12 protein-coding genes are annotated in these 13,356 nt (G+C 62.4%); 9 read left to right on the top strand and 3 right to left on the bottom strand.

Going from position 1 to position 13,356, the window contains the following annotated elements:
* Positions 1 to 20: 20 nt before the first annotated feature.
* On the bottom strand, positions 21 to 1,967 hold the full coding sequence (acs, locus tag RMQ97_RS07720; RefSeq protein WP_413660280.1) for an acetate--CoA ligase: 1,947 nt from the start codon (positions 1,965 to 1,967) through the stop codon (positions 21 to 23).
* A gap of 179 nt (positions 1,968 to 2,146) precedes the next feature.
* On the opposite strand from acs, the gene RMQ97_RS07715 reads away from it, so the two are divergent.
* From RMQ97_RS07715 to RMQ97_RS07675, 9 genes are all read left to right on the top strand, one after another.
* Positions 2,147 to 2,455, top strand: a complete 309-nt coding sequence (locus RMQ97_RS07715) for a YerC/YecD family TrpR-related protein (protein WP_413660279.1) — start codon at positions 2,147 to 2,149, stop codon at positions 2,453 to 2,455.
* Positions 2,452 to 3,333, top strand: a complete 882-nt coding sequence (gene hisG / locus RMQ97_RS07710; protein WP_413660278.1) for an ATP phosphoribosyltransferase — start codon at positions 2,452 to 2,454, stop codon at positions 3,331 to 3,333. The genes RMQ97_RS07715 and hisG overlap by 4 nt, the downstream gene beginning before the upstream one ends.
* A 4-nt stretch (positions 3,334 to 3,337) precedes the next feature.
* Positions 3,338 to 5,233, top strand: coding sequence for a histidinol dehydrogenase (hisD, locus tag RMQ97_RS07705; protein WP_413660277.1), 1,896 nt, complete (start codon positions 3,338 to 3,340; stop codon positions 5,231 to 5,233).
* On the top strand, positions 5,230 to 5,829 hold the full coding sequence (gene hisH, locus RMQ97_RS07700; protein ID WP_413660276.1) for an imidazole glycerol phosphate synthase subunit HisH: 600 nt from the start codon (positions 5,230 to 5,232) through the stop codon (positions 5,827 to 5,829). The genes hisD and hisH overlap by 4 nt, the downstream gene beginning before the upstream one ends.
* Positions 5,829 to 6,563: a 1-(5-phosphoribosyl)-5-[(5-phosphoribosylamino)methylideneamino]imidazole-4-carboxamide isomerase gene (hisA, locus tag RMQ97_RS07695; RefSeq protein WP_413660275.1), complete on the top strand. Its 735-nt coding sequence runs from the start codon at positions 5,829 to 5,831 to the stop codon at positions 6,561 to 6,563. The genes hisH and hisA overlap by 1 nt, the downstream gene beginning before the upstream one ends.
* Positions 6,545 to 7,312: an imidazole glycerol phosphate synthase subunit HisF gene (gene hisF, locus RMQ97_RS07690; RefSeq protein ID WP_413660274.1), complete on the top strand. Its 768-nt coding sequence runs from the start codon at positions 6,545 to 6,547 to the stop codon at positions 7,310 to 7,312. The genes hisA and hisF overlap by 19 nt, the downstream gene beginning before the upstream one ends.
* Complete coding sequence (hisIE, locus tag RMQ97_RS07685; RefSeq protein WP_413660273.1) at positions 7,309 to 7,932, top strand: bifunctional phosphoribosyl-AMP cyclohydrolase/phosphoribosyl-ATP diphosphatase HisIE; 624 nt, start codon at positions 7,309 to 7,311, stop codon at positions 7,930 to 7,932. The genes hisF and hisIE overlap by 4 nt, the downstream gene beginning before the upstream one ends.
* A 117-nt stretch (positions 7,933 to 8,049) precedes the next feature.
* Positions 8,050 to 9,999, top strand: a complete 1,950-nt coding sequence (locus RMQ97_RS07680; protein ID WP_413660272.1) for a TonB-dependent receptor — start codon at positions 8,050 to 8,052, stop codon at positions 9,997 to 9,999.
* Entirely contained in the window at positions 10,000 to 11,196 is a 1,197-nt protein-coding gene (locus RMQ97_RS07675) for a serine hydrolase domain-containing protein (protein WP_413660271.1), read from the top strand. It abuts the gene before it with no gap.
* On the opposite strand, the gene hutC is transcribed toward RMQ97_RS07675, so the two are convergent.
* Entirely contained in the window at positions 11,193 to 11,930 is a 738-nt protein-coding gene (gene hutC, locus RMQ97_RS07670; protein ID WP_413660270.1) for a histidine utilization repressor, read from the bottom strand. The genes RMQ97_RS07675 and hutC overlap by 4 nt on opposite strands.
* The gene (locus RMQ97_RS07665; protein WP_413660269.1) at positions 11,927 to 13,297 is read right to left on the bottom strand and encodes a formimidoylglutamate deiminase; all 1,371 of its coding nucleotides are present in this window, start codon (positions 13,295 to 13,297) and stop codon (positions 11,927 to 11,929) included. Before RMQ97_RS07665 ends, hutC begins: the two co-directional genes overlap by 4 nt.
* Positions 13,298 to 13,356 lie beyond the last annotated feature (59 nt).

Genomic DNA, 13,356 nt, shown 5'->3' with positions numbered 1-13,356 from the left:
GTTGAAGGGTTTGCGCGAGTTTACCGGTTGAGGCGACCGGCGATGAGAGAATCAACCACACCGGGATCCGCGAGCGTGGATGTGTCCCCCAGATTCGCGAATTCATTCTCCGCGATCTTGCGCAAAATACGCCGCATGATCTTTCCCGAGCGGGTCTTGGGCAGGCCGGTGGTGAACTGGATGAGGTCGGGGGTGGCCACCGGTCCGATCTCATGGCGCACCCATTGTCGCAGGGTCCGGACATCGTCTTCGGCGGCCTCACGTCCGCCCATCAAGGTGACATAGCAATAAATGCCCTGACCCTTGATATCGTGCGGATAGCCGACCACGGCGGCTTCGGCGACATCAGGGTGAGCGACTAGCGCACTTTCAATTTCCGCAGTGCCCAGGCGGTGACCGGAAACATTGAGGACATCATCCACCCGGCCGGTGATCCACCAATAGCCGTCCTCATCCCGGCGTGCGCCATCTCCGGTGAAATAGAGGCCGGGATAGGTGGAGAAATAGGTGTCGATAAAACGCTGGTGGTCGCCATAGACGGTACGCATCTGACCCGGCCAGGAGCGTTTGATCACCAGATTACCTTCCACCGCTCCGGTGTCGGGCAGGAACTGGCCGTCATGATCGACCAGGGCGGGCTCGACGCCCAGGAAGGGCATGGAGGCTGAGCCGGGTTTGAGCTCGGTCGCGCCGGGCAGGGGGGTGATCAGGGCGCCGCCCGTCTCTGTCTGCCACCAGGTATCCACGATTGGACAGCGCTCCTCACCCACCACGCGGTGATACCAGAGCCAGGCTTCCGGATTGATAGGCTCTCCCACCGTTCCCAGCAGTCGGAGGCTGGTGCGTGCATGCTGTTTGACGGGGGCGTCGCCCTCGCGCATCAGCGCACGAATGGCTGTGGGCGCGGTATAGAAGATCTCGACCTTGTGCTTGTCGACCACCTGCCAGAAACGATCCGGGCCGGGATAGGTGGGCACGCCTTCGAACATGAGGGTTGTCGCGCCATTGGCGAGCGGTCCGTAGACAATATAGGTGTGCCCGGTGACCCAGCCGACATCGGCCGTGCACCAGTAGATTTCACCCGGGCGGTAATCGAACACGTATTCATGGGTCATCGAGGCCCAGACCAGATACCCGCCCGTGGTATGCAACACGCCTTTGGGTTTGCCTGTCGAACCCGAGGTATAAAGAATAAAGAGCGGGTCCTCGGCGGCCATGGGCTCGGGATCGCACTGGGCGGGAAGGCCTGCGGTCAGTTCGTGATACCAGTGATCGCGTCCGGTCTCCCATGCGATCTCGCCACCGGTGCGTTTGACAACCAGCACGCCGTCGACACCGCCCGCAATGCGCGCTGCTTCATCGACATTGCGTTTCAGCGGTATCGGCCGACCGCCGCGGACACCTTCGTCGGCGGTTATGACAAACCGGCTTTCACAATCGGAAATACGCCCCGCCAGCGCGTCGGGTGAGAAACCGCCAAACACCACTGAATGTACGGCGCCCATGCGGGCACAGGCCAACATGGCGTAGGCGGCTTCCGGGATCATCGGCATGTAGAGTGTGACCCGATCGCCTTTTTTCACGCCCATGGCCTTGAGACCATTGGTCAGCCGCGCGACATGATCATGCAGGTCCTGATAGGTGATGTGAGCATCATCGGCGGGGTCATCGCCCTCCCAGATAATGGCCGTGTCGTTGGCCCGGTCCGGCAGGTGCCGGTCGATGCAATTGACCGAGACATTCAGCACACCATCGGCAAACCAGCGGATATGCAGATCATCTGTGTCCCAGGACACGTCCGAGATCTGGGTGGGCGGTGTCATCCAGTCCAGACGACCGGCCTCGCGCGCCCAGAATGTATCCGGACTGTCCAGCGCTTCGCGTGAAAGCGTGGCGTAACGATCCGCGGTGATATGCGCCGTGGTGCGGCGATCTTCCGGAATGGCAAAGCGTTGGGTCTGTGACATGGGGCACTCCTCGCATCAGAATGGCGAGGTTAGCGTCATAGTTTCCTGGCGTGAACCGGGTGGGTCGGGTGAAAGGTGTTCGGCACTGTAATTGTCCGCTTGTGTTAGCGCGCTAATACGCTATATCGCTCCTGACGACGCAGCCGAACCGGCCGTGTCCCGCGTTGAAAGGTGGTCTGATGAGCGATGCACACGCGTCCAATTCGCCCGATATGGGCCCGCTCGTGGCCGCGGTCCTGTCCCTGCGTGATGAGACCGAGGCCGAACGGTTTTTGCGCGATCTGTTGACGCCGGGTGAAATCAAGACGCTGACCGAGCGCTGGCGTGTTGCCGGCCTGCTCGATGAAGGCGGGTATTCCTATCGTGAAATCAGTGAAATGACCGGGGCGAGCACGACCACGGTCACGCGGGTTGCCCGCTTTTTGTCCCAGGAGCCCCATCAGGGCTATCGACTGATCCTTAATCGGCTGAAGGAGGCCGGATCATGACTCGTTTGCGACTTGCCGTTCAAAGCAAGGGCCGCCTCTCGGAAGGTGGCATGGATCTGCTCAAGAAATGCGGATTGCGCTTTGCTTATGGACGCGACCGTCTGCATCAACGCGCCGAAAACCTCCCGGTCGACCTCATGCTGGTGCGCGATGATGACATTCCCAGTTTTGTCGCCTCGGGAGCCTGTGATTACGGCATTGTGGGTGAAAACGTCCTGCTGGAGAAACAGAAGGGCGGCGGCAAGCCGGCTGATCTGGAGATCGCCCTGCGTCTGGGTTTTGCCAAATGCACGCTGAAACTGGCTGCGCCCAAGGAAGGCGAGATCCGTTCGATCGCCGATCTTGAGGGCAAGACAATTGCCACCTCCTATCCGGATCTGACCCGCGATTATCTGGCCGAGCGCGGGATCACCGTGGATGTGGTGGAGATGAGCGGTTCGGTCGAAGTGGCACCGCGCCTGAAAATCGCCGATGCGATCTGTGATCTGGTCTCCTCTGGCGCGACCCTGGAAGCCAATGGTCTGGAAGCCTTTGAAACCGTGCTGGTCAGCGAGGCGGTTCTGATCCGTCGCAAGGGGGAGGGCGATGCCGAGATCGAGGCCATTGCCGACATTCTCAAGCGTCGCTCGGAGGGGGTGATTGCCTCGGCCCAGACCAAGTACATCCTGTTGAACGCACCGACCGATCGTCTTGAGGCGATCAAGGCTCTGCTGCCCGGTGCGGACGCGCCGACCGTGGCCAGCGTGGCCGGTCGTGATGATGTTGTGGCGGTGCATGCCGTGTGTCGCGAACGGGTGTTCTGGGAAACCCTGGAGGCACTGAAGGCGGAGGGCGCCCGCGCCATCCTCGTTCTGCCGATCGAAAAAATGTTGAGCTAGTCCAATGCTACGAGTTCTCGACTGGGCCAGCGCCAGCGAAGCCGAACAGGTTCGCGCGCTCAAACGCCCGGATGATACCCGCACCGCTGATGCGGCGGCACGCGATATCGTCGATGCCATTTATGCCCGTGGAGGCGAGGCAGTCCGTGAATATGCCCAGCGTCTGGACGGGTATGCGCCGCAGGATTTCCGGGTCTCGCCCGACGCCCTCAAGACGGCCCGCGATGCCCTGGGTCACGATGAGACCGAGGCGATCCGGGCTGCAGCGGATGCCGTGCGTCGTTTCCATGTCGAGCAGGGATATCGCAGTTATGCTGTGGAAACCTGGCCCGGTGTCACGGCATCGCGCAAGGCGAGCCCTGTGGATGTGGCGGCGCTGTATGTGCCGGCCGGATCTGCACCGCTGGTCTCCACCCTGATCATGCTCGCCATTCCCGCCCAGCTGGCCGGTGTGCCGCGGATTGTCGTTGTTGCGCCGCCGCGCGGTGCGGACGGGGTCGAGCCGACCCTGTTGGCGGCAGCCGATATTCTCGGCCTTGATGAGGTCTACGCCATCGGCGGTGCCCAGGCGATCGCGGCGCTGGCGACCGGCACAGCCGGTCTGCCCCGGGCGGACAAGATTTTCGGTCCGGGCAATGCCTATGTGGCTGCGGCCAAATCCTATGTGTCGCGCCGGGCGGATGGCCCCGCCACCGATCTCCCCGCCGGGCCGAGCGAGGTTCTGGTTGTGGCCGATGAGAGCGCGGATGCCAGCTTTGTGGCTGCGGATCTGCTCAGCCAGGCCGAACACGATCCCATGGCGCAAGTCGTTCTCGTGACCGAGGACCGGGCCGGGCTGGACGCGATCTCCCGCGAGCTGGACGCCCAGCTGGATCGCCTGCCCCGCAAGGATGTGGCACAGGCCGCGCTGTCTCAATCCGTTGCGATCGTGTCGAGCGATCTCGATGCGTCGATGGCGATCTCCAACACCTATGCGCCGGAACACCTGATCCTGCACGTCAAGGATACCGACCGTGCTCTTGATCGTGTGCGTCATGCCGGTTCGGTCTTTGTGGGTGAGTGGACACCGGAAGCGGCGGGCGATTACGCCGCCGGCCCCAATCACACCCTGCCGACCGGCGGGGCTGCCCGCGCCTATGGCGGGGTGACGGTCGAGGCTTTCCAGAAGACGATCACCGTCCTCAAGGCGACACCGGATGGGGCCCGCGCCATGGCCCGCACGGTGGAAAAACTCGCCGAGATGGAAGGACTGGACGCGCACCGTATCGCCATGGCCAAACGCCGCGAGAAGGCCGGACCTGCACCGGACGCCGGGAGCTCGGGGCCGCGCGCAGCCACCAAGCGTCGCAAGACGGCGGAGACGGATATCACGGTGACCATCAATCTGGAGCAGGAAGGCCCGGCGCGTATCCGCACTGGTGTCGGCTTCTTTGATCACATGCTTGAACAGGTCTCCCGTCACGGTGGATTTGCGCTTCAGGTCGATGCGGTCGGAGACCTGCATATTGATGATCACCACCTGGTCGAGGATGTCTGTCTGACGTTCGGGGAATGCCTGATGGAGGCCCTCAAGGACCGGCGCGGTATTGGACGTTTCGGATTTGAATTGCCGATGGATGAGACCCGGGCCGGTGTCTGGATCGATCTGTCTGGCCGTTCCTATTGCCGGTTCGAAGGTGAGATCCCGGGTGAGCGGGTCGGGAGCTTCCCGGTGGAAATGGCGCCGCACGCTTTTCGTTCCTTCGCTGAAGCGATGAAGGCCTCGATCCATGTCACGGTGGATGGCGAGAATGCGCACCACATGATCGAAGCCTGTTTCAAGACGTTTGGCCGCGCCTTGCGCCAGTGTGTGCGGATCGAAGGCGATCTTCTGCCCTCTACCAAGGAGCACCTGGCATGAGCCGCGTGGGCCTGATTGATACCGGATGCGCCAACTTGGCCTCGGTCCGCTTTGCACTGCAACGCCTGGACGCCGATATCGTGGTGTCGCAAACACCGGACGGTCTGGCCGATTGTCCGCGCCTTGTTCTGCCCGGCGTAGGGGCCGCCGCCCCGGCCATGGCACAATTGCGACGGGCGGGCTGGGACGAGGTTCTGAAAACCGATACCCGGCCCTTGCTGGGCATTTGTCTGGGCATGCAGCTCCTGTTCGACCGCTCTGCGGAAGGCGATGTGGCCTGTCTGGGGTTGATCCCCGGACGGGTGGATAAATTGCCTCGCCCGGATGACGGTGTCTGGCCGCATATGGGGTGGAACACGATTGAAGCCATTCACGACGATGAGCCATTGCTCAAAGGCGTATCCCTGCCTGAACATGTCTATTTTGTGCATGGTTTCTACGTGCCGACCGGCGATGCCGCGCGTGCGATCACCACGTATGGAACCGGTATTACTGCCATGGCCCGTCACGGTCATGTCGCAGGATGCCAATTCCACCCGGAGCGTTCGGGCAAGACCGGCGCCGCCATTCTTCAAAATTTTCTCGAGCTGAACTGATGATTCTCTATCCTGCCATTGACCTTCTCGACGGCCGTGTTGTGCGCCTGCGTCAGGGTGCCTTCAATGCGGTGACTGAATATGACCAGACCCCTCCCGAAGCGGCGCGGGCCTTTGGTGAAGCCGGGACGTCCTGGTTGCATGTGGTTGACCTTGCGGGCGCCCGCGACGGTGCGCGGCGTCAGACCGAGTTGATCGCCGAGATCTGCAAGACCGGCCTTCGGGTCCAGACCGGTGGCGGTGTGCGCAGTTCGGAAGACATTGAAAACCTCCTGGCTGTTGGCGTGGAGCGTGTGGTGATCGGATCGCTGGCCGTATCCCAGCCCAGCCAGGTCTCCGACTGGATCCGCCAGTACGGACCGGAACACATCGCCCTGGCTCTGGATGTGCGTAAGCTGGGGGAGACCTACAGGCCCGCGCTGCAGGGCTGGACGGATACACATTTCTCCACACTTCAGGAGACGATTGACGCCTATGAGAGTGTCAGCCTGCGTCATGCCCTGGTCACCGATATCGGGCGGGATGGTGCGCTCGCCGGGCCCAATCTGGCGCTCTATTCCAGCCTGCTCAGGGATTATCCGGGCGTGGACTGGCAGGCCTCCGGTGGCGTGTCGAGCCTGGGAGATTTGCGGGCCCTGCGGGATATGGGCGTGGCGGGTGCGATCACCGGCAAGGCCCTGTATGAGGGCAAATTCACCCTCGAGGAGGCGCTGGCATGCTCGCAAGGCGTATAATTCCCTGCCTCGACGTGCGCGACGGGCGGGTCGTCAAGGGTGTCAAATTCCGCAATCACGAAGATGTCGGTGACATTGTCGAACTGGCCCGGCGCTATGCCGAAGAGGGGGCAGACGAACTCGTCTTCTACGATATCGCGGCCAGTGCACGCGGCGATACCGTCGAGCCGGCCTGGGTCAGCGCCGTGGCCGAGGTGATTGATATTCCCTTCTGTGTGGCCGGCGGGATCAAGACGATCGACGATGCCCGGGCACGATTGTTTGCCGGGGCGGACAAGGTCTCTGTCAATTCGCCGGCTCTGTCTGACCCGTCCCTGATTGATCGCCTGGCCGCCGAGTTTGGTACGCAATGCGTGGTGCTGGGCGTGGATAGTCGTGAGATTGAGGGCGTGTGGCGCGTGCACCAGTTTACCGGTGATCCGGACAAGACGGTCACCGTGCCTCGGGCGACGCTCGACTGGATCGCGGAAGGTGTGGATCGCGGGGCCGGAGAGGTCGTGCTCAACTGCATGGACCAGGACGGAGTGCGCGATGGCTATGACCTCGACCAGCTCTCGGCCGCGCGCGAAATCGCCTCTGTCCCCCTCATTGCCTCGGGCGGGGCAGGGCGCCGGGAGCATTTTGCTCGCGTGTTTCAAACAAGCCGTGTAGATGGCGCTCTGGCGGCGAGTGTCTTCCACAAGGCCCTCATCCATATCGGTGAATTGAAGGCCTATCTGGCCGATGAAGGTATTGAGATCCGACCATGATCAAAGCCAAGACGCTGGACTGGGACAAGGGCGAGGGCCTGCTCCCGGCGATTATCCAGGACGCGACCACGCTGCAGGTCCTGATGCTGGGTTACATGAACAAGCAATCCTTCAAACTGACCCAGGAGACCGGGATCGTCCACTTCTACAGCCGGTCCCGGCAGGAGATCTGGAAGAAGGGCGCGACCTCGGGCAACACGTTCAAACTGGTGAAGCTCCAGGTCGATTGCGACAACGATACCATCCTGGCGGAAGTCGAGCCCAAGGGACCGGCCTGCCATCTGGGACATGTGACCTGTTTTGGTGATGATCCCGGTCCGGGGCTGGGCTTTCTCGGTCATCTCAAGCGCATTATCCGTCAGCGCCGTGAGGAGAATGTCAAAGGCTCCTATGTGAGGGGGTTGTTCGAGAAGGCCCCCAAACGCCCCGCCCAGAAAGTGGGTGAGGAAGGCGTGGAAGTCGCCATGGCCGCTGTTTCGGAGAGTGATGAGGCGTTGACCGAGGAAGCGGCGGATCTAGTCTTCCACCTCATGGTGCTGCTGGAATCGCGGGACCTGGAGATGGAAGATGTGATCAAGGTGCTGCGCAAACGTCATGCGGTGCGTGCGGCGGAAAAATAGTCAGGCTTTTTGATGCGTAAGATGGTTCTGGTCACCACGGGAGCGGTTCTTGCCGCTCCCTGTTTGTTTGGCGCTAGCGTTCAAGCACAGGGCGCGCCCGCGGAGACAATGACCCCCGTGGAGACAATCACTATTGTCGAGCGCCGGGGGCTGACGGACGATCTGGCGGCCGGCATTCTCCCGGCCAGCGTCCTGGATATCGAACGCATCGCGGAGACCGGGGCGCATCACCCGGCCGAACTGGTCAATCAAATTCCGGGCGTGGGGCTGCATCGCGGCTCCGGGGCTGAGCATCTTACGGCGATCCGCTCTCCCGTTCTGACCGGCGGTGCGGGAGCGGGCAGTTTCCTGTATCTTCAGGACGGAATTCCACTACGCGCGGCCGGGTTCGCCAATGTCAACGGCCTGTTTGAAGCGCCGACGGATCTTGCAACGGGGCTCGAAGTGGTACGCGGACCGGGTGGGGCGCAATATGGCTCCAACGCCTTGCACGGGCTTGTCAATGTCCAGACCGCGCGGCCGGGCGAGGGCGGATACGCACTGACAGCGGAAGGCGGAAGCTTTGGTCGCTATCGCGGATCCTACCAGCAGGATTTCTCGGACCAGGGATTGCCGCTGGTTGTGGGTGTGGCGGGACGCCATGAGGATGGCTGGCGCGATGAGGCCGGGCTGGATCACGTCACGGGCCTTGTGCGGTTCGCCGGGACGCTGGGCGAGGACATCGCCTGGCTGGCGCGTGTGGACGGGGTGTCGCTGAACCAGGAAACCGCCGGTTTTATCTTTGGCGACAGGGCCTATGAAGACGAGGCCGCGTCGCGGCGCAATAATGATCCCGAAGCCTTTCGCGATGCCTGGGCCTTGCGCGCCTCGATGGATGTGGATGGCCGGATCAATGAGGCCTGGTCCTGGCAAGTGACCCCGTTCTGGCGACGCAATGAGATGGATTTTCTCATGCATTTCCTCCCGTCCGAGGCGTTGGAGGAAAGCGGGCATGAGAGTGTGGGCTGGCGTTCGGCACTCCGCTATGACGGTGAGACACAGCGCATCGCTCTGGGGCTGGATACCGACTGGACCGACGGTTTTCTGCGCGAGACCCAGGAGCGACCGACGCTGTTCAGCTTCGTACAGGGGCCTCACTATGATTATGATGTCGAGGCCCGGGTTATGGCGCTATATGCTCGCGGCGAGCAGGACCTGTCGGACCGGCTGCGGCTGAGTGGCGGTCTGCGGTATGAAAACACCCGGTATGACTACACCAATAATCTGCCCTCCAACACTGTGGGGCGTTTCCTTCGCCTGCCGGATCGCGAGGATGAGTTCGATACGCTGACCGGGCAGATTGGCGTGCATTACCAGATCACTGAGACAAGCAGCGTGTTCGGCCGGGTGGCGCGCGGCGCCCGCGCTCCGCAAACGGCTGAACTCTATCGTCTTCAGCCCACCCAAGAGATCGAAGAGATCGAACCGGAAGAGATCGACAGTGTGGATCTGGGCTGGCGCTATCAGTCTGTCGATGGCCTGTCCGTCGAGCTGGTCGGGTTTGTGATGCAAAAACAGAACGTGTTTTTCCGCGACGCCGACGGGATCAATGTCACGGATGGTCAGACCAATCACATCGGTGTGGAGTTTGATGTTTACCTGCCGCTGGGTGAGGCGCTCAGCGCACGTTGGTCCGGGATATGGGCTGAACACACCTATGCGTTCGACCGCCTGACCGGATCGGCAACCGAGAGCATTACCGACGGGGATGCCGTGGACACAGCGCCGGAATGGCTCTGGACCGCGGGGATGAACTGGCAGGTCACACCGGCAGGATCCGTCTCGCTCGACTGGAGCCATGTCGGCGAATACGCCACCGATGCAGCCAATGCGCATGAGTATGACGGTCACGATATTTTCAGCCTGCGTGGCCGGTATGCACTCACAGAAAGCTTGGTCCTGTTCGCAAGCGTGCGTAACCTGTTTGATACCCGCTATGCCGAACGCGCCGATTTCGGCTTTGGCAATGATCGTTATTTCCCGGGTGAGGGGCGGGGTGTGAGCCTGGGTCTACGCCTGGAGGGCTAGATGCACACACGCGTGCTGACCGGATGTCTTGCGGCCTGGGTAATCGCCGCGTCTGCGCAGGCCCAGGACTATTTCCCGCCATCGGGCGATGAGAACTGGCAGCGCCGTGCGCCCGCCGAACTGGGTTTGGACCCCGACGCGATCGAGGCGGTGGTTCGGTTTGCGCAGGAACATGAAACCGCGCCACGTGAGGGCTGGGAGGGTGTCAATCCTCGCGAGCTCTCGGTCTGGGTTCCACTGGGCTGGGCGTTTGAACCGTTCTCCAGCCCGCTGGGTAATCTGCCCGACCGGGGCGGTCCGGCGGGGCTGATCCTCAAGGACGGCTATATCATCGCGCAATGGGGCGATGTTGACCGGGTCGATATGACCTTCTCCATCTCCAAGACTTTTCTCAGCCATGTTGTGGGTCTGGCTGTCGATGACGGGCTGATCGCGGATGTCTCTGATCCCGTGTCCAGCGATGTCGAAGATCCGCTCTTTCACACCGCACACAATACGCCGATCACCTGGGAGCAGATGTTGCGGCAGACCTCGGGCTGGTCCGGCACACTGTGGGACAAGCCGGACTGGGCCGATCGGCCCGCGCGCGATAATCCGGCCCGTGACCTCGTCGCCGGTCCGCCGACACCGGGCGAACACTGGGAATACAATGATGTCCGCGTGAATGCGCTGGCACTCGCTGCCCTGCATGTGTGGGAGGAGCCACTGCCGGACGTGTTGAGACGGCGCATCATGGACCCGATCGGGGCGAGTGATCGCTGGCAATGGCAGGGCTATCGCAACAGCTATGTCGAGATTAATGGCGAGACGATGTGGTCGGTCTCGGGCGGCGGACATTGGGGCGGCGGCATGATGCTGACGGCCTATGACCAGGCGCGGCTGGGTTTGCTGGGCCTGCATCGCGGGACGTGGGACGGGCGGCAAATCCTGTCCGATGACTGGTTCGAGGCCTCGCTCACCCCGACCGATGTCGCACCGCACTATGGCTATATGAATTTCTTCCTCAATCGCCCGGGCCTGGCGGGAGCGACCATCGCGGTTGATACGGCTCCCGACAGCAGTTTTGCCTATCTGGGCGCGGGCGCGAACATGGTCTTCATCGATCCCGAGCATGATCTGGTGGCCGTGGTCCGCTGGATCGAGGCCCGTGAACGCGGAGAATTTATCCGTCTTTTGATGCAGGCGGTCGAAGACTAGCCCGGCATGAAACGTTCGGTCATGCGATGGCGGTCACCGGGATGGGTGAGCCGGGCATAGGTTACCACGTCATCGCCCTGGAATGTCCGTCGTTCGAGCAGCAGACAGGCCCCACCGGGGGACATTTCCAGCAAGCCCGCCTGGTCCGGCGTGGCATTGAACGCCGAGATCGTGTGTTCCGCCTCGGTCCAGGGTGCAGCATTGAGCAGCCAGCCACCGGGCGGGGTGGTGTGGAAATCGGCCTCGTTCGCTGCGGGAAGCAGGGCGAGATTGATCCAGCGTTCTTCCAGTTCCACGACCACTTCATCGGCGCGGTGCAGCGCCTGGATATGCAGGAGGGGATGGCCCGGCGCAGCATTGAAGGCCCGGGCCAGACGCTCATCGGCGGGCACCGTCTGCGCGATGCGACAGGTATAGGCATAGGCCTGGCCGCGTGCGGGAATGGCCTTGGCCATGTCGGTGATTTCCAGCAGGGCAGTGGGCGCTGCGGGCTGGGCGACAAACGAGCCGGCACGTCGTCGCCGCTCGATCCAGCCGGCTTCTGCCAGTTCTTTAAGCGCCCGGTTGACCGTCATGCGAGCCGTGTCGAAATGCCGGGCGAGATCCTCCTCGCCGGGAATACGATGACCGGGCGGCCAGGTGCCGGTCTGGATCAGGTCCAGGAGCGCGGTCTTGATCTGGTCATACACGGGACCCGTCCCGGTCAGGCTGAGCTGGGATTGCCAGGACGTCATGAGCCCATCCGCTCCAGCACCCGTCGCGCCGTGTCCGCATAGCTCGCATTGACGCGATCGCGGCACAGGGCGCGGCCGTTGTCGACCACGCGGCGTCCTCCGACCCAGACGGTTTTAACCTGCCGACTGTCGCCCGCGAAGATCCAGGTGTCGAGCGCGCGGTCAGCCCGGCGGCCCGCCAGCATGGGGTCGTCGGGATCGAGCGCGATAATGTCGGCCCGTTCGCCCAGATCGATTCCGCGTGCAGGCTGGTTGAGGGCCTGGGCTCCGCCGGCCAGTGCTTTTTGGAACAGCCAGCGACCATTGCTGACATCTTCTTCGGTCAGACAGGTCCGGCTGCGCTGGATCAGGCGCTGGCTGTATTCCAGCGTTCGCAATTCCTCGGACAGGTCGATGCGAATATGACTGTCCGTGCCGATACCAAACTGGCCGCCTTGCACCTGGAAGGGCCGAGCAGGGAAAATACCATCGCCCAGATTGGCCTCAGTCTGAGGACACAGGCCGATAATGGCATCTGCGCTGGCAATACGTCCGCTCTCGGCGGGGTTGATATGCGTGGCATGAACCAGGCACCAGCGCTCATCCACGGGCAGATGATCGAACAGAAAGGCCACGGGACGGCGGGCATGCGCCTTGAGGGAGGCCTCCACTTCAGCGATTTGTTCGGCGATATGGATATGGACCGGCCCGTCAGTAATCAGGCCCAGGGCGGACTGGATGTCGTCGATCGACACGGCGCGCAAGGAGTGGGGCGCAATGCCCAGCCGCGCATTGTCCAGTCCGGCCAGGGCCAGCTGACTGGCTTCAACCAGCGCCGCATATCCGTCGCGGTCATGGTAGAAGCGCGCCTGACGCGCGGATAGAGGGGCCTCATCAAACCCGGCGCGACGATAAAAGACGGGCAGCAGGGTGAGAGCGATACCGGTCCGGTCGGCGGCGGTGGCAATGCGGCGACCCATTTCGGCCCGATCCGCATAGGGTGTGCCGTCGCGATCATGATGGAGATAGTGAAACTCACCAACGCTGGTGAAACCGCTCTCCAGCATTTCGCAATAGGCCAGTGCCGCGATGGCCTCGACATCGTCCGGGTTCAGTTCGGCCACGAAGGCATACATGCACTCCCGCCACGTCCAGAAATCATCGCGCTGGGCGGTCTTGAACTCAGTCAGCCCCGCCATGCCGCGCTGGAAGGCGTGGGAGTGGAGATTGCCCAGACCGGGCAAACCGATCGCGACGATTTCATCGCCCGGCGCAGCATCCACACCGATGTGAAGACGGTCGATCATGCCGCGTGCATCCACACGCACCCGCACATTGTGAACCCAGCCATCGGGCAAGAGCGCTTCTGTGAAATGGAAATGCATCATCGGTTCAACTCGCAGCTGGACACGGGAGCGGTCCGGACTTAATTGTATAGACAAAAGAA

This window comes from Maricaulis sp. D1M11, from assembly GCF_047308265.1.
Taxonomy (GTDB): Bacteria; Pseudomonadota; Alphaproteobacteria; order Caulobacterales; family Maricaulaceae; genus Maricaulis.
The sequence above is the reverse complement of the archived record's forward strand: the minus strand, read 5'-3'. Positions and strand labels throughout refer to the sequence as shown.

What these genes read in the sequence shown, in the direction of transcription:
- acs (WP_413660280.1), bottom strand. Translation starts at nt 1,967, where the DNA reads ATGTCACAGACCCAACGCTTTGCCATTCCGGAAGATCGCCGCACCACG.
- RMQ97_RS07715 (WP_413660279.1), top strand. Translation starts at nt 2,147, where the DNA reads ATGAGCGATGCACACGCGTCCAATTCGCCCGATATGGGCCCGCTCGTG.
- hisG (WP_413660278.1), top strand. Translation starts at nt 2,452, where the DNA reads ATGACTCGTTTGCGACTTGCCGTTCAAAGCAAGGGCCGCCTCTCGGAA.
- hisD (WP_413660277.1), top strand. Translation starts at nt 3,338, where the DNA reads ATGCTACGAGTTCTCGACTGGGCCAGCGCCAGCGAAGCCGAACAGGTT.
- hisH (WP_413660276.1), top strand. Translation starts at nt 5,230, where the DNA reads ATGAGCCGCGTGGGCCTGATTGATACCGGATGCGCCAACTTGGCCTCG.
- hisA (WP_413660275.1), top strand. Translation starts at nt 5,829, where the DNA reads ATGATTCTCTATCCTGCCATTGACCTTCTCGACGGCCGTGTTGTGCGC.
- hisF (WP_413660274.1), top strand. Translation starts at nt 6,545, where the DNA reads ATGCTCGCAAGGCGTATAATTCCCTGCCTCGACGTGCGCGACGGGCGG.
- hisIE (WP_413660273.1), top strand. Translation starts at nt 7,309, where the DNA reads ATGATCAAAGCCAAGACGCTGGACTGGGACAAGGGCGAGGGCCTGCTC.
- RMQ97_RS07675 (WP_413660271.1), top strand. Translation starts at nt 10,000, where the DNA reads ATGCACACACGCGTGCTGACCGGATGTCTTGCGGCCTGGGTAATCGCC.
- hutC (WP_413660270.1), bottom strand. Translation starts at nt 11,930, where the DNA reads ATGACGTCCTGGCAATCCCAGCTCAGCCTGACCGGGACGGGTCCCGTG.
- RMQ97_RS07665 (WP_413660269.1), bottom strand. Translation starts at nt 13,297, where the DNA reads ATGATGCATTTCCATTTCACAGAAGCGCTCTTGCCCGATGGCTGGGTT.